Annotated in this window: 21 protein-coding genes; 20 read left to right on the forward strand and 1 reads right to left on the reverse strand. The window is 40.5% G+C overall.

Translation table 11 applies throughout. From position 1 onward, the window contains the following. Positions 1 to 3: 3 nt before the first annotated feature. From prmC to ehuA, 17 genes are all read left to right on the forward strand, one after another. Complete coding sequence (gene prmC / locus UMU13_RS03495) at positions 4 to 834, forward strand: peptide chain release factor N(5)-glutamine methyltransferase (RefSeq protein ID WP_328217183.1); 831 nt, start codon at positions 4 to 6, stop codon at positions 832 to 834. After that, positions 822 to 2081, forward strand: coding sequence for a UDP-N-acetylglucosamine 1-carboxyvinyltransferase (gene murA, locus UMU13_RS03500; protein WP_328217184.1), 1260 nt, complete (start codon positions 822 to 824; stop codon positions 2079 to 2081). The genes prmC and murA overlap by 13 nt, the downstream gene beginning before the upstream one ends. After that, positions 2074 to 2697: an ATP phosphoribosyltransferase gene (hisG, locus tag UMU13_RS03505; protein ID WP_328217185.1), complete on the forward strand. Its 624-nt coding sequence runs from the start codon at positions 2074 to 2076 to the stop codon at positions 2695 to 2697. Before murA ends, hisG begins: the two co-directional genes overlap by 8 nt. 4 nt (positions 2698 to 2701) lie before the next feature. After that, the gene (gene bamA, locus UMU13_RS03510; RefSeq protein WP_328217186.1) at positions 2702 to 4936 is read left to right on the forward strand and encodes an outer membrane protein assembly factor BamA; all 2235 of its coding nucleotides are present in this window, start codon (positions 2702 to 2704) and stop codon (positions 4934 to 4936) included. Between the two features lie 27 nt (positions 4937 to 4963). Further along, on the forward strand, positions 4964 to 5488 hold the full coding sequence (locus tag UMU13_RS03515) for an OmpH family outer membrane protein (protein ID WP_328217188.1): 525 nt from the start codon (positions 4964 to 4966) through the stop codon (positions 5486 to 5488). A gap of 2 nt (positions 5489 to 5490) precedes the next feature. Beyond that, a complete protein-coding gene (gene lpxD / locus UMU13_RS03520; protein ID WP_328217189.1) occupies positions 5491 to 6504 on the forward strand; it encodes a UDP-3-O-(3-hydroxymyristoyl)glucosamine N-acyltransferase in 1014 nt (337 codons plus the stop codon). Beyond that, positions 6501 to 6935 (forward strand): 3-hydroxyacyl-ACP dehydratase FabZ, encoded by a 435-nt coding sequence (gene fabZ / locus UMU13_RS03525; RefSeq protein ID WP_328217190.1) that lies wholly within the window; start codon positions 6501 to 6503, stop codon positions 6933 to 6935. Before lpxD ends, fabZ begins: the two co-directional genes overlap by 4 nt. Continuing rightward, positions 6932 to 7702: an acyl-ACP--UDP-N-acetylglucosamine O-acyltransferase gene (gene lpxA / locus UMU13_RS03530; protein ID WP_328217191.1), complete on the forward strand. Its 771-nt coding sequence runs from the start codon at positions 6932 to 6934 to the stop codon at positions 7700 to 7702. The genes fabZ and lpxA overlap by 4 nt, the downstream gene beginning before the upstream one ends. Before the next feature lie 2 nt (positions 7703 to 7704). Continuing rightward, positions 7705 to 8679: a Gfo/Idh/MocA family protein gene (locus UMU13_RS03535; RefSeq protein WP_013887031.1), complete on the forward strand. Its 975-nt coding sequence runs from the start codon at positions 7705 to 7707 to the stop codon at positions 8677 to 8679. After that, on the forward strand, positions 8676 to 9494 hold the full coding sequence (locus tag UMU13_RS03540) for an LpxI family protein (protein WP_328217192.1): 819 nt from the start codon (positions 8676 to 8678) through the stop codon (positions 9492 to 9494). The genes UMU13_RS03535 and UMU13_RS03540 overlap by 4 nt, the downstream gene beginning before the upstream one ends. A 115-nt stretch (positions 9495 to 9609) precedes the next feature. Continuing rightward, positions 9610 to 10392: a prepilin peptidase gene (locus tag UMU13_RS03545; RefSeq protein WP_328217193.1), complete on the forward strand. Its 783-nt coding sequence runs from the start codon at positions 9610 to 9612 to the stop codon at positions 10390 to 10392. Positions 10393 to 10401: 9 nt separating this feature from the next. Then, positions 10402 to 11601 carry a tyrosine--tRNA ligase gene (gene tyrS / locus UMU13_RS03550; RefSeq protein ID WP_328217194.1) on the forward strand — a complete coding sequence of 400 codons (1200 nt, stop codon included), beginning with the start codon at positions 10402 to 10404 and terminating at the stop codon, positions 11599 to 11601. Between the two features lie 13 nt (positions 11602 to 11614). Beyond that, positions 11615 to 12862 carry a DUF1015 domain-containing protein gene (locus UMU13_RS03555; RefSeq protein WP_328217195.1) on the forward strand — a complete coding sequence of 416 codons (1248 nt, stop codon included), beginning with the start codon at positions 11615 to 11617 and terminating at the stop codon, positions 12860 to 12862. A 373-nt stretch (positions 12863 to 13235) separates the two neighbouring features. After that, on the forward strand, positions 13236 to 14117 hold the full coding sequence (ehuB, locus tag UMU13_RS03560; protein ID WP_328217196.1) for an ectoine/hydroxyectoine ABC transporter substrate-binding protein EhuB: 882 nt from the start codon (positions 13236 to 13238) through the stop codon (positions 14115 to 14117). 86 nt (positions 14118 to 14203) lie between these two features. Beyond that, positions 14204 to 14881, forward strand: a complete 678-nt coding sequence (gene ehuC, locus UMU13_RS03565) for an ectoine/hydroxyectoine ABC transporter permease subunit EhuC (protein ID WP_328217197.1) — start codon at positions 14204 to 14206, stop codon at positions 14879 to 14881. Continuing rightward, the gene (gene ehuD, locus UMU13_RS03570) at positions 14881 to 15576 is read left to right on the forward strand and encodes an ectoine/hydroxyectoine ABC transporter permease subunit EhuD (protein ID WP_328217198.1); all 696 of its coding nucleotides are present in this window, start codon (positions 14881 to 14883) and stop codon (positions 15574 to 15576) included. Before ehuC ends, ehuD begins: the two co-directional genes overlap by 1 nt. Before the next feature lie 11 nt (positions 15577 to 15587). Next, a complete protein-coding gene (ehuA, locus tag UMU13_RS03575) occupies positions 15588 to 16367 on the forward strand; it encodes an ectoine/hydroxyectoine ABC transporter ATP-binding protein EhuA (protein WP_328217199.1) in 780 nt (259 codons plus the stop codon). Between the two features lie 158 nt (positions 16368 to 16525). Here the strand turns inward: ehuA and metH are convergent, their stop codons facing one another. Continuing rightward, positions 16526 to 19897 carry a methionine synthase gene (gene metH / locus UMU13_RS03580; RefSeq protein WP_328217200.1) on the reverse strand — a complete coding sequence of 1124 codons (3372 nt, stop codon included), beginning with the start codon at positions 19895 to 19897 and terminating at the stop codon, positions 16526 to 16528. Positions 19898 to 20675: 778 nt separating this feature from the next. Here metH and doeB2 point away from each other — a divergent pair. From doeB2 to doeA, 3 genes are read left to right on the forward strand one after another with little or no spacing between them, the layout of a single operon-like run. Next, positions 20676 to 21830: a N(2)-acetyl-L-2,4-diaminobutanoate deacetylase DoeB2 gene (gene doeB2 / locus UMU13_RS03585; protein ID WP_328217202.1), complete on the forward strand. Its 1155-nt coding sequence runs from the start codon at positions 20676 to 20678 to the stop codon at positions 21828 to 21830. A 22-nt stretch (positions 21831 to 21852) separates the two neighbouring features. Beyond that, positions 21853 to 23094 carry an aspartate aminotransferase family protein gene (locus UMU13_RS03590; protein ID WP_442902131.1) on the forward strand — a complete coding sequence of 414 codons (1242 nt, stop codon included), beginning with the start codon at positions 21853 to 21855 and terminating at the stop codon, positions 23092 to 23094. An 8-nt stretch (positions 23095 to 23102) separates the two neighbouring features. Further along, positions 23103 to 24398, forward strand: coding sequence for an ectoine hydrolase (gene doeA, locus UMU13_RS03595; RefSeq protein ID WP_328217205.1), 1296 nt, complete (start codon positions 23103 to 23105; stop codon positions 24396 to 24398). Positions 24399 to 24401 lie beyond the last annotated feature (3 nt).

Genomic DNA, 24401 nt, shown 5'->3' on the forward strand with positions numbered 1-24401 from the left:
TTTATGATTTCAAACTCCTGGAAAGAAAAAAATATTTCCGAAATAATTTCTTCTCTATGTAAACACTACAATCTATCCAAAAGTGATGCCGGTGATTTGGCATCTTATGTTACAGGTATTCCTTACAAGAAATTAGCACTTTTTTCCCATACAAAATTTATCCCGATTTTAGATTTTGACGATATTATCCGAAAACTGGATAAAGGAATTCCTCCAGCCTATATAACAAACCGCAGGGAGTTTTACGGCAGAGAATTTAATGTCGATGAAAGTGTTTTGATTCCCCGCATTGAAACGGAAATTTTGGTGGATACTGTATTAAAATATGTGAAGAATGAAAATGGTCTGATACTTGACTTGGGGACGGGCTCAGGGTGCATACTGCTTACCCTGCTTAAAGAACTTAAACATTTTAAAGGACTCGGGGTGGACAAAAACTATCATGCCCTGAATGTTGCCAAAAAGAACGCCCTTAAGTACGATCCGGATGAAAGATCATTTTTTGTTTGTGCCGATATGCTTGATTCCGATATGTTTCATAAAACACGTTTTGATATTATTATCTGCAACCCCCCCTATGTTTCAGAAACGGATAAATATGAAAAATCAATCCTTTTTGAACCTAAAGAGGCTCTGTTTGCTCCGGATAACGGTCTGTTTTTTTATAAAAAGCTATTGTCTAAGCTGAATAAATTATGTAAAAAGGATGCAATTGTTTTTTATGAAATAGGAAATACCCATAAAAAGGATCTTGAATTAATATACAAGAATGAAAAAATCGAATTTATTAAAGATCTGGCCGGGCATGACAGGATAATGATGTGGAAAAACTGATAGTTAAAGGTGGCAATAAGATAAACGGAAGTGTGAAGGTCAGCGGTGCTAAAAATGCTGCTCTTCCAATCCTTTGTGCAACAATTTTAGCCGAAGGGGAATATTATCTGAGCAATATCCCTAAATTGAGGGATATAAGTACAATGCTTGGTATGCTTGATGTGCTTGGGATAACCTCTCGTCAGGTGCAGAATGATGTCACTGTACTTAATGTTGAAAACAGAGATTTTTATACAGCTCCTTATGAGCTGGTAAAACTGATGCGGGCTGGAGTGCTTATGCTGGGACCGCTTCTGGCAAAACGTAAAAAAGCCAGAATATCCCTTCCCGGCGGTTGTGCTATAGGGGAGCGTCCGGTTGATCTTCATATAAAAGCACTGACCCAGATGGGGGCAGATGTTGAGATTAAGCACGGCTATATTGAGGCGGAATGTGACGGACTTAAAGGTGCCGATATAAATTTTGATATTGTGACTGTAACAGGTACTGAAAATATTATAATGGCAGCTACTCTCGCTGAAGGGGTTACAGTAATTAAAAATGCTGCCAGGGAACCTGAAGTCATTGATTTGATAAATTTCCTTAATAAAATGGGTGCTGATATAAAAGGGGCAGGTTCTTCGACAATCACTGTCAGAGGTGTTAAAGTATTAAAGCCTTGCAGTTATTCTGTCATGACCGACAGGATAGAAGCCGGTACTTTTCTCTGCGCTCTTGCAGCAGTAGGCGGAGAATTGACTTTGAAAAATGCGCCGGTGAAACATATGGGTGTAATGCTGGATAAGTTGAAAGAGATTGGTCTCAATATCGATATAAAAGAGGACTGTATAAGAGCTTCGGCAAATGAGAGACCCTCTTCAGCAGATGTGAGTACTCAGCCTTATCCCGGATTTCCCACTGATATGCAGGCTCAATTTATGGCATGTATGACAGTGGCGTCGGGTATATCGGTTATTACGGAGAATATTTTTGAAAACCGGTTTATGCATGTTGCGGAGATGAAGCGCATGGGCGCAGATATTACACTTAAAAACAGATCTGCTGTTGTGAAAGGTGTTGACAAGCTTACAGGTGCTCATGTTATGGCATCTGACCTGCGGGCAAGTGCCGGTCTGTTTATCGCTGCGATGCTTGCTGAAGGGGAAAGCCATATACACAGGGTTTATCATCTGGACCGGGGTTATGATGGTTTTGATAGAAAGATGGCAGAGCTCGGAATCAGTGTGAAGAGGGTGGCTGATGAATGATTATTTAACAATAGCACTGCCTAAGGGGCGGTTAGCTGAAGAGACGGTGAACCTTTTGGACAGCCGCCGTATCATAAACAAAGAAAGTATAAACTTCAAATCCCGTAAACTGATTTTTGAGGACACAAAAGGGAAAGTTCGTTTTCTGATGATAAGAAATATGGATGTGCCCACCTATGTGGAGCACGGCGCATGCGATTTGGGTGTTGTGGGAAAGGATATCCTTCTGGAGTTAAATCCTGAGCTATACGAGTTCAAGGATCTCGGTTTTGGATACTGCAGGCTGTGTGTCGCTGCCAAAAGAGGCGGCAGTAATTCATACGCCCACGATATGCGTGTGGCAACCAAATTTGTAAATATTACTAAAGATTTTTTTGCTTCCAGGGGAGTGCTTGTGGAAACAGTGAAATTATACGGATCGATTGAAATTGCTCCCCTGCTTGGTTTGTCGGATTTTATTGTGGACCTTGTTTCCACCGGTGAAACGCTTAAGAAAAACGGTCTCGAGGAAGTTGAAACAATTCTTGAATCAACGGCGCGTCTTGTGGCAAACAAGAATTTATCCAAGAGCAAATCTGAAAGGATAAAAAATATAATAAATGTATTGGATGAGTGATTTTATGAGACTTTATTTGAAGATTGTTTTAATAGTTCTGGCTGCAGCTTTTACGGTTAATGCTGCCACCATTGATAAGGTTGTGGTGAAAGGCAATAAAAGAGTCCCTGATGAGAAGGTTCTTGAAAAGGCTGTGCAGGTGGGCTCTGAGTTTGATCTGGCTGAAATCGATAAATCAATCGGACGTTTGTATAAGACGGGTCTTTTTGTTAACATAAAGGTTGATCTGAAGGTTACCGAAAAGGTGATTGTAACATATATTGTAGAGGAAAAGCCGTTTATTAATGATATCTATTTTGAAGGGAATGAGGAAATCGACAGGGGAGCCCTGCTGGAAAAATTATCTATTTCAGAAGGTGATGTTTTTGAGAAACCTGCTATTGAAAATGCAGTAAAAACGATAATAGCTGAATATCAGGACAGAAATTATTATAATGTTGATGTGAATTTTTCTATAGAGCAGAGACCTGACAATACTGTTGATATTATATTTACTATTAATGAAAGGAAAGAAGCAAAGGTCGAGGAGATAAAATTTTACGGTAATGACAATATCTCTGATGATAAGTTGGAAGATATTATTCAGACAAGTGAAAAGGGGTTCTTTTCATGGTTCACGGGCAGCGGTAAGCTGAAATCACAGCAGCTGGATCTTGACAGACAGCGGATAAGGGCCACTTATCTTAATAACGGATATATTCAGGCTAAAGTGGGAAAACCTGAAGTTATATATAATGAGGATAAAACGGAAATTACCCTTGTTTTTCGAATCCAGGAAGGCAAACAGTATCATATAGGTGAAATCCGCTTTGAAGGAAATGAGCATCGGACAGATGAATATTTGGGAAAAGTCATTACCCTTAAAGAGGGGGATCTTTTTAAAAGTGAGAAGTTTCAGAAAGATATCGAGTCTTTAACAAAGGCGTTTACCAAGATTGGATACGCTTATTCTAATGTTAATCCGTCAACTTCTGTTAATGAAAGTACCAGAAAGGTTAATATAACCTATAAAATTACGGAAAATAACCTGTATTATATTAATAAAATAAAAATAACCGGCAATACAAAAACCCGGGACAGGGTTATCAGAAGGCAGTTTGATATCGTTGAAAAAGACAAGTATGACAGTTTGGAAATTCAACAGTCCAAAAAACAAATTGAATATCTAAACTATTTTGAACAGGTGAAGCTGGTGGAAGAGAGAATTGACAATAACAGTATAAATTTAAATTTGTCTGTTAATGAAAAACCCACAGGTATGTTTACCATAGGTGCAGGATATTCAACTCTGGACGGTGCTGTGGGAATGATACAGGTTTCACAGAAAAATCTGCTGGGATATGGCTATGATTTGAGCCTGAAATCAGAGTTCTCCTCAAAGAGAACAGACTATACATTAAGTTTTACTAATCAGTGGCTTTTTGACAGGCCTATCTCATTCGGGTTTGACTTGTATAAATTCAGACGGAGTTATTACGAATATACAAAAGATTCTACAGGCGGTGCATTAAGAATAGGGCATCCCATTATTAAAAGAAAACTTAATATGTATTACCGTTTTGCCTATGAGAAAGTTGATATAACTTCTATTGATGATGACGCTTCACAGTATATCAAGGATCAAGAAGGCATAACAACCACCGTAAGTTTTACTCCGAAGCTTGTATGGAATACATTAAACCATCCTGTTGATCCCACACGAGGAAACAAGTCAAGTTTGTTTGTAAAATATGCGGATACGTTTCTGGGCGGAGACAGTAATTTTTACAAAGCCGGTATTGAATCAAGTCAGTATGTGCCCCTCTGGTGGAAGTTTGTTGGTATGCTGCACGGTGAGGCAGGATATATGGAGTCACTGGATGATAAAAAACTTCCCATAGATGAGCGGTACAGATTAGGCGGAATGCAAAGCGTCAGAGGATTTGATTACGGAGATATTTCCCCGGTTGATGAAAACGGCTATGAGTATGGTGGAAACAAATTCCTGCTTTTCAATGCAGAGCTAATTTTTCCTCTTTCCGAAGCGGCTAACCTGAAAGGTGTACTTTTTTACGATACCGGTCAGGTATATGACAATGATGAAAGTTATTTTGAAAAAGATATGAGAAGTTCAGTGGGATTTGGTTTCCGCTGGTTCAGCCCTATAGGCCCTCTTAGGTTAGAATATGGCTACAAACTGGATAAGAAAAAGGATGAAGAGCAAGCCCAGTGGGATTTTTCAATAGGCGGGACGTTTTAAAAAATTAATATAAATCAGGAGGTAATTGTGAGGAAAATAGCAGTAATCAGTTTCATGTTTATTTTTGTGTTGTCATCAATGGCTTTTGCTGAACTCAAAGTGGGTGTTGTGGACATGCAGAAAGCTCTGGATGAGTGTGATGCAGGTAAGGCAGCAGCTAAGAAAATAGAGCAAGAGTACAAAGAGATGCAGGAAAAGATTCAGAAAAAAAGAGAAGAGCTGCAAAATATGCAGACAGAGCTCAACAGTCAAAGCGGTGTACTTTCCGAGCAGGCAAAACAAAACAAAATGGCAGAGTATCAGGATAAACTGAAGGATTTAAAAAGAATGATAGAGGATTCAAATGCAGAATTGCAGAGGCAGGAAAGGTCATATGTTAACAGGATTGCCGAAGATTTGACACAGGTTGTCAGAGAGCTCGGTAAAGAGCTTAAATATGATATAATTATGGAAAAGCAGGAAGCCGGTATTATTCATAACTCGGAAACGGTGGACATTACTCCTATTGTGATTGAAAGATATAATAATGAATGGAATGCGGAAAACAATTAATCATGAAGCTTAGTTTTATTGCCGAAAAAATCGGTGCCAGGCTTTCAGGTGAAGATGCAGAAGTCGGGAATATCTCCGATATTAACGAAACAGCTGATAATTCGCTTGTACTCCTGACTGACATAAAAATGCTTGAGATGTATGACACTGAAAACGTTTCCGCTTTTGTGGTGCCTGCAAAACTGTTTGATAAATATAGTAATCTTTTTCATAAGTCTGCAATTGTTGTGGATGATTATAAGTATGCTTTAAAATGCATTATCGATATTTTTTATCCGGATGATCAGCAGGCCGGGTTTATTTCAGAGTCCGCTTATGTGGAAAAAGATGCTGTAATTGCGGGAGATGCCTGTATTGGAGATAATGTCAGTATTGGTGCCTCAAGTAAAATCGGCAGATGCTGCAAAATTAAGTCCGGCGCAGTAATAGGAAATAATGTTTCAGTTGGTGATAACTGTACAATTTACCCCAATGTAACAATATATGACAACTGTATTATAGGTAACAATGTGATTATTCATGCAGGAACGGTTGTCGGTTCAGATGGTTTCGGATTTGTAAATACGAAACAGGGACATCTGAAAATCAAACATATTGGGCGTGTTGTTATAGAGGATAATGTAGAAATAGGTTCCAACTGCTCAGTGGATAAAGGTACACTATCTTCCACTGTTATCGGGGAGGGGACGAAAATTGACAACCTTGTCCAGGTTGGACATAATGTAAAAATCGGTAAGCATTGTATAATTGTTGCACAGGCTGGTATTGCTGGCAGCAGCCGTATAGGAGACTTTGTTGTTCTGGGTGGACAGACTGCAGTGGCCGACCATGTTAATATCCCGGATGGAACTATGATTGGTTCCAAATCCGGGGTGGCATCTGATATAGAAAAGAAAGGTATATATTCAGGCATCCCTGTTGTGGACCACAAACTTTGGCGGAGAAATGTAACCGCTTTCAAAGATTTATATAAAGTTGTCAGGTATATGAAGAAAAAAGAGGAAGAGGAAAAATGAACATTAAAGATATTTTATCCAGACTGCCTCACAGGTATCCTTTTCTGCTTGTGGACAGGGTGTTGGAAGCAGATGAAGATAAGATCAAAGCTTTGAAAAATGTAACATTTAATGAGCAGTTTTTTCAAGGTCATTTTCCGGATAATCCCGTGATGCCGGGTGTTCTTATTGTTGAGGCACTTGCCCAGACGGGTGGGCTTATGGCCTTTAACAGGATAGATGAAGATAACGTGAACAATTATCTTGTTTATTTTATGGCTATAGAAAATGTAAAATTCAGAAAACCTGTTGTTCCCGGTGATAACTTGATATTGGATGCGGAGCTGCTTAAACGTAAAAGAAATATCTGGCGTATGAAAGGGGTTGCTTCTGTAAAAGGAGAAACTGTTTGCGAAGCTGAGTTTATGGCCATGATCAGGGAGAAAGAATGATAGACAAGGGTGCCCAGATAAGTTCCGACGCAGTCGTTGCAGAGAGTGCTCAGGTGGAAGCCGGAGCATTTATAGGTGAGGGCTGCATAATAGGTGAAAATGTCAGAATCGGCAGAAACAGCATTGTGGAAGCGTATACGGAAATCGGGGATAACACTGTACTTTCCCCTAATGTTCATATAGGTGGAGCTCCTCAGGATATCGGGTTCAAAAATGAAGCCACCAGATTAATTATCGGGAAAAACTGTACTATAAGAGAGTTTTCCACTATACACAGGGCAAGCACAAAAGAGGACTGGGTCACTGAAATAGGTGATAACTGTTATATTATGGCCACTTCGCATATAGGGCATGACTGTAAAGTGGGCAATAATGTAATAATCACGTCTTTTGTCGGATTGTCCGGACATGTTTCTGTCGGGGATAATGTTGTATTCGGCGGAATGGCCGGAATACACCAGTTTGTCAAAATTGGCAAGGGTGCTATGATAGGCGGATTTTCAAGAATTGCCAAGGACGTACCCCCTTTCTGCCTGGCTGAAGGAAATCCTGCAAAGATACACGGGTTAAATTCAGTCGGCTTGAGGAGAAGCGGTTTTAAAAAAGAGCAGTTGAGCAGTCTAAAAAAGGTTATGAAAATCTTTTTAAATAAAGAATATCTGATGGACGATGCAGTCAACGAAATAGTTAAAGTGGCTGATTCTGCAGAAGTGAAAGAATTTGCAGAATTTTTAAAGAATTCAAAACGCGGGGTATTAAGGAGATAGTTATGTTGAAAATGGGTTTAATCGGATTAGGAAGAATGGGGAAATATCATCTGAACCTGTATGAAACCATCAGAGATATTGAGCTTTCTGCCCTCAGCGATGTTAACAAAGAGGTACTGGATAAAACACTTGAACACCACAATGTTGCCGGGTCCACAGATTACAGAGAAATTCTGGATAAGGTGGATGCTGTCACGGTGGCTGCGCCGACTAAATACCACCATCAGATTGTTAAGGACTGCCTTCTGGCCGATAAACATGTGCTTGTGGAAAAACCGATTACTACAAACATTGAAGAAGCCCAGGAGCTTTTTGAAATAGCCAGACAACGGGGGCTCACTCTGCATATCGGGCACGTGGAAAGGTTTAACGGTGCTGTTCAGGAACTGAAAAAAATCGTCAGGAATCCTTTTCTCATAGAGTCAAGGAGAGTGGGGCCATATGATGAAAGGGTGAAGAATGACAGTATTATATTGGATTTGATGATACATGACATTGATATTATACTTAACATTGTCGGTAAAGATGTAATAGATGTTGAGGCAAAAGGAAGCAAAGTTTATTCCAATCTGCCTGATTTTGCTTCGGTAAATCTTATTTTTGAAAACAATGCAGTTGCCAATATTATTGTAAGCCGTATAACGCAGAAAAAGGACAGGACCCTCAGTATCAGCCAGGAAGACACTTTTGTATTTCTGGATTACACAAATCAGGATATAAATATTTACCGTAAAGGTTCATCACAGCATATATTCGGAGAGAGGGAGCTCAGATACAAAAATGAGTATATTACCGAAAGGCTGTTTGTCTACAAGGATAATCCGCTGATGCTTGAGATAAGGCATTTTGTGGATTGTGTCAAAGGAAATGTAGTAAGAATGATACCTGTTGAACATGAGCTCAGATCTCTTAAACTTGCTCTTAAAGTTGATGAAATAATCAGTAAAAAAGAAGGCCGATGTGAGGTATCTGTTTGAAAATAGGCCTGATCGCCGGTTATGGTAAAATATCTCTGATTGCTGCCAAAGTATTGTCGGCAAATGGTCATGATGTTCTTATTATATCATTGTCCGAGTCTGTCTCCGAAAATCTTTCCCCTTACAGCAGAAAAATTTATACTGTGAGTGTTACACAAATAAAAAAAATTCTGAAAATTTTAAAGGAAGAGGACATTAAGAGTGTCCTTTTTGCCGGAAAAATAACCAAAGAGCTCATTTACAGTAATCTGAAATTTGACATGCTCGCTGTAAAAACATTATTAAACCTTAAGGACAGGAAGGATGACACGATTATGCTTGCCGTGGTTGACCTTTTGAAAAATGAAGGGATAAAGGTTTTAAAACAAACGGAGATACTAAAAAGTCTTCTTGCCGGCAAAGGGGTGTTCACCAAAAAGAAACCGGATAAAAAACAGTTGGAGGATATCCGGTTCGGCCTGGATTCTGCCATTGAGCTGGGAAGGCTTGACATCGGTCAGACTGTGGTGGTTAAAAATAAAGCTGTTATGGCCGTGGAAGCCATAGAAGGCACAGATGCTGCGATTGAGCGCGGGTGCAGGTTAGCCCGCGGGAAAGCAGTCGTTGTAAAAACAGCAAAACCCCGGCAGGACGAACGGTTTGACGTACCTACAGTCGGTATTGACACATTGAAGAAAATCGCAGATAATAACGGCTCTGTATTGGCTGTTGAGGCCGGCAAAACTTTTGTTGTGGATTTTGAAGAGTGTGTGAAATTTGCCGACAAGCACGGTTTAGTCTTTTTGTCTGCAGAAGGGGTGGATAATGACGTTTAGCAGCAGCAAAGTTTTTATTTTACCTTTGAATATTTTTGGTCTTTATATCTTTAGGTACTGTCACTTAACAAAACACAAAAAATTATATTTTAGTAAGACCGGATAAAATTTTCAGATGATTCCTACCCTTGTTTTTATACTCGGCTTAATTTTCGGAAGTTTTATGAATGTACTTATTGCACGTTTGCCTGACGGGGTTTCCATAGTAACACCGTCTTCAAGCTGCCCTGCATGTGCATCCAAAATCAGGTTTTACGACAATATCCCCCTGCTCAGCTTTATTTTACTCAGGGGTAAATGCCGGAATTGCGGTGAAAAAATTTCACTTAAGTATCCTCTGGTGGAGTTTGTTACAGCATTTTTATTTTTATCTGTTTATATTAAAATCGGTTTCAGCCTTATCCTGATAAAATATCTTATTTTTGTTTTTTTGTTACTTGCCGCTGCTTTTACAGATCTGTTTACCGCATTCGATGAAAAATATGAGTGCGGGATAATTCCGGATGAAATATCCATTGGCGGCATCGGTGCCGGTTTAATACTATCATTTTTTTTCAATCCGGGTATAATCAATTCTGTCATCGGAGCTGCTGCTGGTTTTTTGATTCTGTGGGTTCCTTCATTCGTTTATTATATTCTGACAAAAAAAGAGGGCATGGGCGGCGGCGATTTGAAACTTTTTGCAATGATCGGTGCATTTCTCGGCTTTAAACCTTTGTTTTTTATATTATTTTTCAGTTCGCTCGCAGGCGTAATTGTGGGACTGCCGTTTATTGTTTGGAAAAAAAGCCGGAACTTCCCAATTCCCTTCGGCCCCTTTATTTCTCTTGCAACAATTTTTTATATTTTCTATGGTAACAGGATTATTGATATTTATCTGAATAAAATGTATTTGTAGGAGGAGAATTTGTTGCCTTTAAAAGATCAGCTTCAGCACATAAAAAGAGGGGCTGAAGAGGTTATCGTTGAAGAAGAACTGGTTAGAAAGATAGAGAAATCTATAAAAGAAGAGAAGCCTCTCAGGGTAAAAGCCGGTTTCGATCCGACAGCTCCCGATTTGCATCTTGGACACACAGTGCTGATACAAAAGTTAAAACATTTTCAGGAACTGGGACACCAGGTGATTTTTCTAATAGGTGATTTTACCGGTATGATAGGTGATCCTTCAGGAAAGTCTGAAACCAGAAAGGCTTTGACGAGGGAAGAAATAGTGAAAAATGCTGAAACGTATAAAGAGCAGGTTTTTAAAATACTGGATCCGGAGAAAACGGAGATTGCTTTCAACAGTCACTGGATGAATAAGATGACTGCCGCGGACATGATTAAGCTGGCTTCACAGCACACCGTTGCAAGAATGCTGGAAAGGGATGATTTTAACAAGCGCTATAAATCCAACAGGTCAATTAGTATTCATGAGTTTTTATATCCTTTGGTTCAGGCTTATGACTCTGTTGCTTTAAGGGCAGACGTAGAGTTAGGGGGGACTGATCAGAAATTCAACCTTCTTGTGGGAAGAGAAATTCAGAAGGCCTACGGGCAGGAATCCCAAATCGCTTTGACTATGCCTATACTTGAAGGTCTTGACGGTGTGCAGAAGATGAGTAAATCTTTAAACAATTATGTAGGTATTACCGAAAGTCCATCGGATATGTTTGGTAAACTTATGTCTATTTCAGATGAGCTTATGTTCCGCTACATGCTTTTACTGAGCGACAGAAGTATGAAATCCATAGAAGATTTAAAAAAGGACATCAAAAACGGCAGGCTGCATCCGATGGATGTGAAAAAGGATTTTGCATGTGAAATTGTGGAAAAATTCCACGATAAAAGTGCAGCAGAAAAAGCCAAATCGGATTTTGAAAGGGTGTTCTCCAAAAGGGAAAATCCGGAGGATATGCCTGTTTTGGAAGTTAATGGTGAAAGTATGCTGGAGATAATAAGAAAGCTGAATTTTGCTTCAAGCAACAGTGATGCCAGAAGGCTTGCCAAGCAGGGGGCTGTATCTGTGAACGGGGAGAAAATCAGTGATATTGAGATGAGCCCGGCAGCCGGAGAATATACTTTAAAAGTTGGTAAACGTAAGTTTGCCAGAATAATATGCAAATAACGGGAGGTTAATTGTGGTTACCGTTAGACCTTTTAGAGGAGTAAGATACAATCTGGAAAAAGCCCTTTTGAAACATGTTGTTTCACCCCCCTATGATGTGATAAGCGAGAGTGAAAGAGAGAGCTTTAAAACAAAATCACCGTATAACGTTGTCCATCTTATTCTGCCCGAGGGCAAAAACAAGTACAATAATGCCGGTAAACTCTACAATCAATGGAAATCGGAAAAAGTCCTGGTAAAAGATGATGTGCCGTCATTTTACGTTTATGAGCAGGAGTACAGGTACGAAGGCAAAAAATATGTCAGGACCGGTTTTGTTGGTTTGATGAAGCTGGAAGAATTTGGTAAAGGGAAAGTTTTCCCCCATGAAAAGACGTTGGCCGGACCCAAAAAAGACCGATACGAGCTGATGAAGGCTTGCAAAGCGAACTTCAGCCAGATTTTCGGACTTTATCTGGATAAGGAAAATGAGCTGGAAAAGGCTTTTGCCAGTGCGAAGAAGACGATGCCTGCAGCTTCAGCAGTTGATGATGACGGCGTCAAGAATTCTTTATGGCTTATACAGGATCAGGATATTGTTAATAAAATATCCAGGTTTATGTCAAACAAATCTATTTATATTGCTGATGGGCATCACAGGTACGAGACCTCTCTTAATCTGAGGGACTTTTTCAGAAAGCAGAACAAAGATGCAGCAGATGAGTTAAAGCCTTACGACTTTGCAATGATGATGTTTGTCAATTTTTATGACGAAGGTCTAAAGATATTTCCCACTCACAGAGTGGTTGATATAGATGATAAATTTGACGAAAAAGTGTTTTTTGAGAAGCTTGAGAATTATTTTGTAGTTGAGGAGATTGAGCATACCCGCTATGAGAAGTTTCTGAATAAGAAAGAGAATTGCAAGATAGTAATGGTTTACGGGGACAAATATTACGGTCTGTCAATTAAGGACGACGATTATGAAAAACTTCACCCCGTTTACCGAAGAGTTGACACTTATATCCTTCAGGAACTTATCTTAAAAGGTGTCATGGGCTTTTCCGAAGATAAACTTCTTAATAAAGAAGGCATTTCTTTTATGCAGAGCGAGGAGAAAGTACGTGAAGCAGCTGAAAAAAATAAAGCAGTCGGATTCATATTGAACGGTGTACCTATTGAAGTTGTCAGAGAAATTTCTGAAAATGGATATGTGATGCCGCAAAAATCCACTTATTTTTATCCGAAATTACAGACAGGTCTTGTTTTTAATGATATTTGATTTGGGGTGTCTGTTCCTGATACCCCATCTGTCACAATTGAATTATAATTGATTAAAACCCCGGTTTCCTGCGGGATATAAAATATTTTTTATATTTGTTTAATTTTGAATGGTTATAAAATTCACTTTATATTTTCTTAAATATACCAATAGTTTTTGGAATAAAGTCGGTTTAAACAATTTGACAAACCCTGTTTTTTTTTATATAAAACAATTATATTATGCTATCATGAAAATAGATGTTATACTTTAACTGACTAACTGCTGAATATAAAGTCTTTGCGGATAACGGCAAAGGTTTTAATATACATTGTATGGATAAGACGGTTTAAAGAGCCGCTTAGAAAAAAGCGAGTAAAGGAGGTACGTGATTATGTTTAACAAATTCAGAAAGTTAGGAATCAGCTTCTTAGCAGTAGGGTTGTTTGCACTTTTATCAGCTGGTGTTGCTTCAGCCCAGGTTACACTTGAGGACATTAAAGAAAGAGGATTTGTTCGTGTTGCCACTGCAAATGAAATCCCCTACGGTTATGTAGATGCAGGCGGTAATGCAATGGGAGCCGGACCGGAAGTTGCCAGAGCGGTATTGAAAAGAATGGGTATTGAAGATATTCAGTGGGTTGTAACAAGTTTCAGTTCTCTGATCCCCGGCTTAAAAGCAAATCGTTTTGATATGGCGGCAGCAGAGCAGGCCATTCTGCCTCCGCGTTGTAAACAGGTGGATTATGCTACAGTGCCCAATTCCTCCTATGGTGAAGGACTGCTGGTGAAAGCCGGAAATCCTAAAGATATTCATTCACATAGGGACTTTGCTAAGCGTGAAGATCTGAAAGTTGCCATTATGGCTGGTGCCGATCAGCTTGAAATGCTTCAGGAGATTGATGTCCCACAGTCACAAATGGTTATGATTCAGACAAATGCTGACGCTATTTCAACTGTAGCCACAGGAAGAGCCGATGCTTATGCTGCAACAGGACTTACTGCAGCTAATTTGGCGAAGAAGAGTGATAAAGTTGAACTGGCCGATCCTTTTGTAGATCCTGTGATAGATGGTAAAGAGATCCGTAGCTGGGGCAGCTTTACCTTTAATAAAGGATCCGATGATTTTCGCTTAGCGTTCAGTAAAGAGCTGAAAAAGTTTAAAAAGACTGATGAGTGGAGAAATATTCTCGAGAAAAACGGATTTACACCTGCTGACATAGAAGGTTCTTTTAAACATACTACTAAAGAGCTTTGCTCCGGAGAAGGTATTTAAGTAAAACTGTATCACATAGGCGCCCGGTTTTAAAAAGCCGGGCGCTTTCTTATTATATCCCTGCATACAGGGTAGCGGAGGGATGAATGAACTGGATAGATTATTTGGGACCAATGATGGATGGGGCATGGATTACTGTTAAGTTAACGTTCTATTCCACCATTCTCGGAGCCATCTTTTCTTTTATGTTTGGACTCGGAAAGCTTTCCCGGCACTGGTATTTTAAAGTCCCCTCCGTTACATATATTGAAGTCTTCAGGGGCACTTCTTTGCTGGTGCAGATGTTTTGGCTGTTTTATGCTTTACCTCTGGTAGGCCAGTTTATGGGAGTTGATACTCGTATTCCGCCTGTTATTGCGGGAATTCTGGCATTATCTGCAAATATAGGTGCATATGGCGCTGAGGTTGTGCGGGGTGCCATACAGGCAGTATCTAAAAAACAATACGAAGCGGCTACTGCTCTCAATTTTACTCCCAAACAAACATTATGGCGTATCGCTCTGCCTCAGGCAATACCTGAAATGATGCCGCCTTTTGGCAATCTTGCCATTCAAAATTTGAAGGATACCGCTTTGGTTTCTCTTATTACAATATCGGATTTGGCCTTTGTCTCGGAAAGGCTTAGAAATCTAACACAGGAAAGTGCCGTGGTCTATACACTGGCTCTTTTTATGTACTTCGGTATGGCTCTGGTACTGGCAGGTATGCTTAAAATGCTAAGCCAGTATGTTGGAACCTGGCGCCGTGCAGCGGGAGGTAAGTGATGTTATACGGGATTGAATGGGTTACAACTTCAAATCTTGCTTTTGCAGCGTCTATTCTACCTATTTTACTGATAGGGCTTGTTACAACATTAAAAGCTACAGTTGTGGGTTTTATTTTGGCAATGATTATCGGTTTGATATTGGCAGCCTTAAAGGGAGCACCGTTGAAGATAATCAGCTATCCGGCTGCATTTGTTATTGAATTTTTGCGGGACACCCCGCTGCTTATACAGTTGTTTTTTGTTTTTTATGTTCTCCCTCAGCTTACCGGGATTACTCTTCCGGCATTTGTTGCCGGAGCTGTTGCGCTTGGTTTGCAGTACAGCGCATATTGTGCCGAAGTTTACAGAGGCGGGCTGGAAGCGGTGCCATGGGGGCAGCACGAGGCACTTAAAGCTTTAAACTTACCACCTGCTTATGGTTTTTTTCATATTATTCTGCCCCAGGCTGTACCACGTATTATACCGGCGCTGGGGAATTATCTTGTTTCAATTATGAAAGATGTCCCCATCTTAAGTGTTGTCACTGTTCTGGAAATGATGACCCTGGCCAGAATTATCGGAGACAGAACTTATAATTATCTCGTTCCTCTTTCTTTGGTAGGGGGACTGTATCTTATATTAACACTGCTGTCATCATTCTTAGTGCGTTTTATAGATATGAAACTTCCCAAGAGCGGAATACCACTTAAATAAGCGAGGTAAAAATGAGCGAACCTATGATTAAATTTGATAAAGTTACAAAAAAATTCGGTGATGTGGTGGTTCTAGATGAGCTTGAGTTTGAGGTCCAGCCTAATGAGATGGTAACGATTATTGGACCTTCGGGTTCCGGTAAATCAACGATACTCAGGATTTTGATGACATTGGAGCCAATAAATGGTGGTGTGGTTTATGTTGACGGTGAGCCATTATGGCATGAAGAACGCAACGGCAAGCTTATCCCTGCAAGCCAACAACATTTGAGAAAAATGCGCTCAAAGCTCGGAATGGTTTTCCAGCAGTTTAACCTGTTTCCGCATATGACAGTTCGCCGTAATCTGACGGAGGCACCTATAAGGGTGCTGGGGCTTTCAAAAAAGGAAGCTGTCGAAAGGGCTGATGAGCTTCTTGAATTGGTGGGGCTGTCTGATCAGGCGGATAAATTTCCCGCACAGCTTTCCGGTGGGCAGCAGCAGCGCGTTGGTATAGCCAGGTCTTTGGCTATGAGACCTAAAATTCTGCTTTTTGATGAACCGACTTCTGCACTTGATCCGGAGCTTGTTGGTGAAGTTTTACAGGTAATCCGTCAGCTGGCTGAGCAGCATGAATTTACTATGCTTCTTGTTACGCACGAGATTCCTTTTGCCAGACAGGTGTCTGACAGGGTATGTTTTATCGATGGCGGATCGATTGTGGAGCAGGGGTCGCCGGCTGACATATTGACGGAGCCGAAAGAAGAGAGAACTAAAGAGTTTCTGCACGCTGTACTGCATCCGGATGAATAAATTTGTTGTGTGGTGTATTGGTATATTAGTTGAGTGGTATATTTGTTATTAGTAAACTCAGCCGGTAACTTCACAGCAGTAACTACCTCAAATACCAAGCATCCCGCCACAATTTGGTGGGCGGGATGTGCGCGGTTGGCACCTCAAATACTTTAAATTCACAGCGTAAAATATTCAGCCGTCGGGTTGTGAACGATGAGTGCACTTGTACTAAACTCTGGCACCATCTGATAAGTCTCAGTCAGGCTGATATTTATTTTCTCCATTGAAAGCAGATCACCAATAATTTTATTTCCATACAGATCCGGACATGATGGATAACCGAAACTGTAGCGCAGGCCTCGGTATTTTGCGTTAAGTATTCCGTCAATAGAACCGGAGTCCTTATTATCTATTTTAAGTTCTTCTCTTATCCTTTTATGCCAGAATTCCGCCAAAGCTTCTGTTAGTTCTGTAAAGAAGCCGTGAAGAAGAAAATATTTCTTGTAGCTGTGGTTTTCTTTCAATTGTTTTGTGTACTCCGCCGGTTCATTTCCGAGGGTTACGATTTGCAGCGGTAAAACATCAAATTCCCCTGATTTGTGGTCCTTGAAATAGTCAGGAATACTGAGAAACGGTGGTTTGGAACTTCTCGGGAAAACAACATCAGCGAGCAGTTTCTCGTCTTCATCATATATTTTTAATGTTTCCTCACTGCTCTGGCACTTGAAATATCCATAACTTACTTTAGGATTAATTTTGATTTCATTGTTAAGTTTTAGCAGTATCTCGTTGTATTCACTGTCAGCTTCATCTTTTAATAATTTCATATATTCTGCTTCGGTACTTGCACTGCTCTTTTTATAGCCCCATCGTGTTTTATAAAGGGTCTGCCTGTTCATAAACTTCAACGCATCGTTAATATCAATATTCTCTTCAATTTTGCTGCCCCAGAAAGGCGGGATAGGTATATCGTCCGTACTCAGATCGTTTCTTGTTTGCTCGTCGCCTGTTGTATCTGATTTTACTTGATTAATCTGTGGTTTTCCTGAAATTTTTCTTCTTTGGGATGGTTTTGTTTTCAGGTATTTAAGAGCAGAAAAAGCATCTGCACAGTAGTGTACTTTTCCCTCAAGAAGCGGCTCACATTCGTTTTTTACAAACCCTTCAGTAAGTGCGGCACCGCCCAGCAGAACGGTTGTGTCCAGTTGCATTTGAGCTATCTCAGCTATATTTTCCTTCATTATGCCGGTGGATTTGACAAGCAAACCGCTCATACCTATTGCATCCGCTTTTACCTCTTTCGCCCTTTCAATCATTTCATCGACAGGAACCTTTATTCCCAAATTATACACTTCGTAACCGTTATTGGATAAAATAATTTCCACAAGGTTTTTACCTATGTCATGCACATCACCTTTTACAGTGGCCAAAATGACTTTACCTTTTGTTTCCGTGTCTTCTTTGTTAATAAATTTTTCCAGATAGGTGACAGATTTCTTCATGACTTCAGCAGACTGAAGTACAAAAGGCAGGAGCATTTTGCCGCTGCCGAAGAGTTCTCCGATCTCTTTCATTCCGGGCATCAGAATGTCATTAATTATTTCAAAAGGTTTGTATTTTTGCAGAAGAGTGTCTATTACTTTTTCAAGGTCCTTTTTATTACCTTTTTTAAGCTTTTTAACCAGAGCTTCTTCTTCGGTTATATCTTCTTCAACTTCTTCTTCGCTTTGCAGGCTTTTGCCTGAAAAATGGTTAATAAATTTATTAAGTCCATTTTCACGACCGTAAATCAGATTTTTGCACAAATTTATTTCATGTTTATCCATAGAGGATAGATTAATAAGTTTCGATGCATGGACAATCGCCATATCCAGACCGTTTTCCACTGCTTCTTCCAGAAAAACGGCGTTTAGAAAAATCCTGCTTTCTTTGGATAGTCCGAATGAAACATTGCTGACTCCCAATACCGTTTTTGCTCCTTTCAATCTGTCTTTTATCATTTTTATGGCGTTTAATGTTTCCACAGCTGCAAACTTAAGGGAAGTATCTCCGCTTCCGATGGAGAAAGTCAGCGGGTCGAATATCAGCCCTTCAGGAGCAAGATTGTATTGTTTAGTCCATATATTATAAATCTTTTCAGCAATTTTAAATTTCTCATCTGCTGTCATTGCCATGCCGTTTTCATCAATAGTAAGAGCGATAACGTTGGCAGGGTAGTCTTGAACAAGCTTAAGTATTTTGTGCAGCTTGCCACCGCCGTCTTCAAGGTTTATTGAATTGATAATGGGTTTTCCCGAATAATTTTTAAGAGCAGTTTCTATCACCGGAGGCTCCGTTGAGTCAATTACAATGGGAGCGGAAAGGGTTTTATTTAATAAGCTGACAAAATGCTGCATATCAAACATTTCATCTCGCCCTGCATATGCAACACAAACATCGATAAAATGGGCTCCGGCGTCTTCCTGCTCTTTGGCGACATTTAACATTCCCTCATAATCGTTGTTTAACAATAATTCTCTGAAAGCTTTACTGCCGTTGGCATTTGCCCTCTCACCTATTATAGCAGGAGGTGGTGTCTGTGTCAGTGAAGTGGATGTGTATAGACTTGATGACAGACCTGCAGCTGTCCCGGAAGGTTTTAAAGGATGAAAAGATTTTGCTATATTTTTCAGTTGTTTTATATGTTCGTAACCGGTACCGCAGCACCCACCGATAATATTCAGCGGCAATTCATCCAGCAATCCTTTGAATATTTCAGCCATCTTCCCGGGTGTCATCGTGTAAACGGTTTTCCCGTTAACATTTTCAGGCAGACCTGCATTAGGTATGCATGATACACTTCTGTTCCAGTATTTGGTAAGTTCGCTGAGTGGTTTATGCATCATATCCGGCCCCAGGCCGCAATTCAGCCCCAAAGAAAATACCGGATAGGAGCCGATGAGTGCAGCGGCTGCTGAAATGTCAGAGCCTACAAGCATTGTGCCTGTATTCTCAACAGTTACCGAAACACTTACCGGTAAATCGATTTTTAATTCTTCAAGGTTATCAAAAATCGCTTTCAAAGCGGCCTTTATCTGCAATAAATCCTGCGAAGTTTCCACGATTAATCCGTCGACGCCCCCATCTATCAGACCTTTTGACTGCTCTTTATACATTTCGTACAAATCGTCAAATGATATCTGGGAAAGGCTGGGCAGTTTAGTTCCGGGGCCCATCGATCCGAAAACAAACTTATCGGAGAATTCATCGGCAGCCCCGCGGGCCAATTTCGCCCCGGCAACATTTATTTCGTATGCTTGATCTTCAAGGCCGTACTCACTTAAAATCAGTCTTGTGGCACCGAAAGTGTTTGTCTCAGCAACGTCAGCTCCAGCCTGAAAATACTTTCTGTGAATATTTTTCATGATTTCCGGAGCACTGATATTAAGGTATTCATTACACCCATGAAAATCCCCCCATAATGTTTCGGGGATTGATTCATTCTGAATTGTGGTGCCCATTCCGCCGTCGAAAACGACTATATTCCTTTCCGCAAATTTTCTAAACATTTCCATCTCTCTATAAACTTTTAATATTCTTAAACAGGTAATGTACAATAAAAATATAAACAGATTTTTTCAAGCTGTATTTTATTGCAACTCTCTCATTTTTTAGGAGCTATGACATTTTGTTGGTGCTAAGCGTTAAGCTTACATGGCCTAGGAGCAAGGAGAAAAGTCCAGATTGAGGCAGATATTTAGAAAGTTGATATAATTGTTTGCACGATTACCTTTTAACTTATTTAATACATCTACAAACCATACTACCCTAAGACCCTTATTACCTCAATAACATCAACTACCTCAATCACCTCCAACTACCTCTTTCTTACCCATCATCCATCGCACATTACTCATCACGGTATCACGCATTACGGTATACACCTTAAATTTTGAAGAAGTACTTAAAAAAATTTATATATTGCGTTTTGTTATTGACTTTAATTATAAAATTATATAGAAAAAATATAGAGAGCAAGCTTGATAACACTCTCTTAATTCAATTAAAATATAATTTTACACATGAAATAAAACAGTATAATTGTGCTTGAAATTTTTCATATTTAAAATATGTCAATGTAAACTAAAATTTAACTTGTTTTTTCAATTAAGAGTTTTTTCTATTGAAAGATACACGGGTTAAGCTATGTTTTATCAATAGGCACCAAAATTAAGTATATCAATAGCTGTCGGCAGTAATTCAGACAGTTTTCAAACAACGTTGGCCTTAATTATTTACAGTGCTTGTTGTTGTACTTTTGAAAATATATTCCCGATGGGTGGTATAATGTCATTAGAGCGGGCTGAAATACTAAAATTTGCAGTTGAGTTGAGGCACAAGCTTCATTCACAGCCTGAAACTGCATGGAAAGAGTATAATACATCTGCGTATATAAGAGCAATTTTAACAGATAATAGGATACAATGGAAAAAGAGTGCTGAAACAGGAACTATCGCTGTGCTTGCACCCGAAGCTAAAGGCAGACATGTGGCATTGCGTGCGGACATTGATGCGCTTGCTATTGATGAAAAAACTGCAGCCCCTTATAAATCGCAAAATGCCGGGGTTATGCATGCCTGTGGTCATGATGGACATACATCTGCCCTTATAGCTGCCGCTCTTATATTGAAAGAAAATGAGGAAAAGCTGGGCGGACCTGTAACTTTGGTATTTCAGCCGGGTGAGGAAGGCGGACACGGAGCAAAGAGAATATTGGAAGAAGGGTGTCTGAAAGATGTGGATTGTATTTTCGGCTGGCATAACTGGCCGGGTATAAAATTTGGTGAGGCAGCTTGCCCGGACGGTGTGGTCATGGCTGCAAACGGTACTTTTCATATCGACTTTTACGGTAAAGGCGGACATTCAAGTCAGCCTGAAATCTGTAGAGATCCGGTGCTGGCAGCATCAGCAGTGGTAACAGCGTTGCAGCAGATAGTGAGCAGACGGGTTGCCCCGCAGGACTCTGCAGTTGTTTCGGTAACATCTTTTGAAGCTCCAAGCGGCTTAACCACTATTCCGGAGCATTCAAGAATTGAAGGAAGTATACGTATTTCAGATACCCTGATGAGGGACAGAGTGGGCGAGATGATTAAGAATATTGCAGAGAAAACTGCCGATGCTTATGGGGTCAGAGCTGAAGTGGAATTGAGAAAACGTTACGGTGCCACAGTAAATGATGCTGATTCTGCGGCATATATGAGAGAATGCTTGCAAAACACGTTGGGGGAGAATTGGAAGAGCGATATAAAAATGCCTGTTATGGCTTCGGAGGATTTCAGTTATTATTTGGAAAAGATTCCCGGAGCTTATGCGCTTATAGGCAGTGATGACGGTAACGGGCACAATATTGCCTGCCACAATGCAGCTTACGATTTTAACGACAGACTGATAGAACCGGCGGCTGAATTATTAGTGAAGCTTGCCGGCATAGACAATAAATAAGAGGTGGAGTATGGCTAACAGTATGGAAATTTTTGAGCAATGGGAATCAGAAATCAGGGCTTACTGCAGAGCAGCCCCTACGGTCTTTAAATCAGCTTCCAATGCGAAGCAGGTTGATGAGAACGGCAAAGAATATGTGGATTTTTTTGCCGGGGCCGGCGTCCTGAATTTCGGTCACAACAATCCAAAGATGAAGGAAGCCATGATAGAGTTTTTAAAAGAAGACGGCGTGGCGCACAGTCTGGATATGTATACGAGTGCAAAAAGAAGTTTCATTGAGAAGTTTGTGGAAACTATTTTAAAACCGAGAAACATGAAGTATAAGATGCAGTTTACAGGCCCTACAGGGACAAATGCTGTTGAAGCGGCTTTAAAACTGGCCAGAAAAGTTACCGGCCGTGATGATGTTGTTGCATTTACCCACGGTTTTCACGGTATGACACTGGGCTCGCTAGCCTGCACTGCAAATCATTATTTCAGAAATGCAGCCGGGGTTTCACTTGACAATGTTATCAGATGGCCCTTTGGTACTGGAAAAAACTGCATGGAATCACTGGCCGATTTAAAGGCTATGTTTAACGACCCATCTTCCGGTGTAAATGCTCCTGCAGCGTTTTTGGTTGAGACAATACAGGCTGAGGGCGGTGTAAGAGTCGGCAACCTTGAATGGCTTGAAGGTATACAGCAGCTTGCCAGAGATCTTGGAGCACTTTTTATCATTGATGATATCCAGGTGGGTTGCGGCAGAACAGGCTCATATTTCAGTTTTGACGGTACAGATCTTGATCCTGATATAATTGTTCTGGCCAAGGGTATCGGCGGGTACGGAACACCCCTTGCCATGACACTTAATAAGCCTGAGTATGACGAGAAATGGAGTCCGGGAGAGCATACGGGTACATTCAGAGGTCAGGGGCTTTCGTTTGTGGCCGGGACAAAAGCGCTGGATTACTTTGACAATGATGAACTGATGAATAAAACGAAAAAACATGGTGAATACATGTCGTCTTTCCTGAAAGACCTTGCAGAGGGAAATGATGATGTGGAAGTACGCGGAAGAGGTATGATTGTAGGATTTGATGTTACGAACGGTGATAAAGCAAAAGCAATTGCACGAGAATGCTTCGAAAACGGGATGCTTATCGGTGTCTGCGGAAGCAGAGGGGAGGTTCTTAAATTTATCCCTCCTTTGACTATTCCGGAAGAGGATTTGAAAAAAGGCCTGCGGATCTTTTCTGATGCATACAAAAAAGTAATTGGGTGAGGTAAGCCATGATTGAAAGAGATGACATGACATTTCCCTTTGAGGAATACAAAAGAAGAATTGATGAGTTAAGGTCAAGGATGGCAGAAAGACTCCTGGATGCTGTTATCATCACAGATCCTGAAAACCTGCTTTATCTCACTGATTATAAAACCACCGGTTACTCATTTTTTCAAGCGCTTGTTGTACCGCTGGAAAGTGAGCCTTTCATGGTCACAAGAAAACTGGAAGAATCCAATGTAATAGCACGTACATGGGTGGAAATAACCAGACCCTATTCGGATACTGAGGATGCCATCCAGATGCTTGTGAGCAGTTTGAAAGAGATGGGGCTTTCCAAGAAAACAATTGGGTATGAAAGAAACAGCTACTTTTTCCCTGCATATCAGCAGGACTCTCTGCAGCACACTTTGACGGACGGGCGTCTAAATGATTGTTTCGGAATAGTTGAGCAGGGAAGGATTACGAAATCGAACTATGAAATTGACGTAATGAGAAAAGCAGCAAAGGCGACGGAGTGTGGAATGAGAGCCGGTATAGAAGCAGCCAAAGCCGGGGTTACTGAAAATGAAATCGGAGCCGAAATTTCTGCTGCTATGTTCAAGGCAGGCGGGGAGCCTCCGGCAGTTATGCCGTATGTGACTTCAGGCCCGAGAACAATGATCGGGCATGCAACGTGGGAAGGACGTGTGGTTCAGCCGGGTGAGCATGTGTTTATGGAAGTCGGCGGCTGCTTCAGACAATATCATACTGCAATGATGCGGACGGTTATTCTGGGTGATTTGAGTGATAATATGAGATATGCCCAGGAGAGGATGAAGTTGGCATTAAACAGTGCAAAAGATTTGATCAGACCGGGAGTTACGGTTTCCGATGTGGATAACCTTATAAGGAATATTATTACTGTGAACGATGAATACGGCGTTCTGATAACACGCTCAGGATATTCTATAGGAGTAGCTTTTCCGCCAAGCTGGGATGAAGGCTATATTCTTAGCCTTGCACACGGTAATTCAACGGTACTAAGAGAGGGTATGACATTCCATATCATCCCGTGGGTATGGGGAGTTGACGGCAATAAAACCTGCGGTATCTCAGATACGATAAGAGTGACGGCAAACGGTTGTGAATCCTTTTTTAATCTTGAGGAAGATTTTATAATAAAGGAAGAAGAAGGTAAAAAGAGAATAGAAGGTGCTGACCAGAGGATCGAAATTGCATCAGCTGTGGAAGAAGATAAAAAATTGAAGAAAACTGCTGAAAAAGCTGCAGCCGGCAAAAGCACAAAAGCAAAAAGTAAATAGATT

Source organism: Flexistipes sp. (assembly GCF_036172515.1).
GTDB lineage: Bacteria > Chrysiogenota > Deferribacteres > Deferribacterales > Flexistipitaceae > Flexistipes.

Coding starts and splice junctions, on each gene's coding strand:
- prmC (WP_328217183.1), top strand. CDS start 4: ATGATTTCAAACTCCTGGAAAGAAAAAAATATTTCCGAAATAATTTCT.
- hisG (WP_328217185.1), top strand. CDS start 2,074: ATGAATGATTATTTAACAATAGCACTGCCTAAGGGGCGGTTAGCTGAA.
- bamA (WP_328217186.1), top strand. CDS start 2,702: ATGAGACTTTATTTGAAGATTGTTTTAATAGTTCTGGCTGCAGCTTTT.
- lpxD (WP_328217189.1), top strand. CDS start 5,491: ATGAAGCTTAGTTTTATTGCCGAAAAAATCGGTGCCAGGCTTTCAGGT.
- fabZ (WP_328217190.1), top strand. CDS start 6,501: ATGAACATTAAAGATATTTTATCCAGACTGCCTCACAGGTATCCTTTT.
- lpxA (WP_328217191.1), top strand. CDS start 6,932: ATGATAGACAAGGGTGCCCAGATAAGTTCCGACGCAGTCGTTGCAGAG.
- UMU13_RS03535 (WP_013887031.1), top strand. CDS start 7,705: ATGTTGAAAATGGGTTTAATCGGATTAGGAAGAATGGGGAAATATCAT.
- UMU13_RS03545 (WP_328217193.1), top strand. CDS start 9,610: ATGATTCCTACCCTTGTTTTTATACTCGGCTTAATTTTCGGAAGTTTT.
- ehuB (WP_328217196.1), top strand. CDS start 13,236: ATGTTTAACAAATTCAGAAAGTTAGGAATCAGCTTCTTAGCAGTAGGG.
- ehuC (WP_328217197.1), top strand. CDS start 14,204: ATGAACTGGATAGATTATTTGGGACCAATGATGGATGGGGCATGGATT.
- ehuD (WP_328217198.1), top strand. CDS start 14,881: ATGTTATACGGGATTGAATGGGTTACAACTTCAAATCTTGCTTTTGCA.
- ehuA (WP_328217199.1), top strand. CDS start 15,588: ATGAGCGAACCTATGATTAAATTTGATAAAGTTACAAAAAAATTCGGT.
- metH (WP_328217200.1), bottom strand. CDS start 19,897: ATGTTTAGAAAATTTGCGGAAAGGAATATAGTCGTTTTCGACGGCGGA.
- doeB2 (WP_328217202.1), top strand. CDS start 20,676: ATGTCATTAGAGCGGGCTGAAATACTAAAATTTGCAGTTGAGTTGAGG.
- UMU13_RS03590 (WP_442902131.1), top strand. CDS start 21,853: ATGGAAATTTTTGAGCAATGGGAATCAGAAATCAGGGCTTACTGCAGA.
- doeA (WP_328217205.1), top strand. CDS start 23,103: ATGATTGAAAGAGATGACATGACATTTCCCTTTGAGGAATACAAAAGA.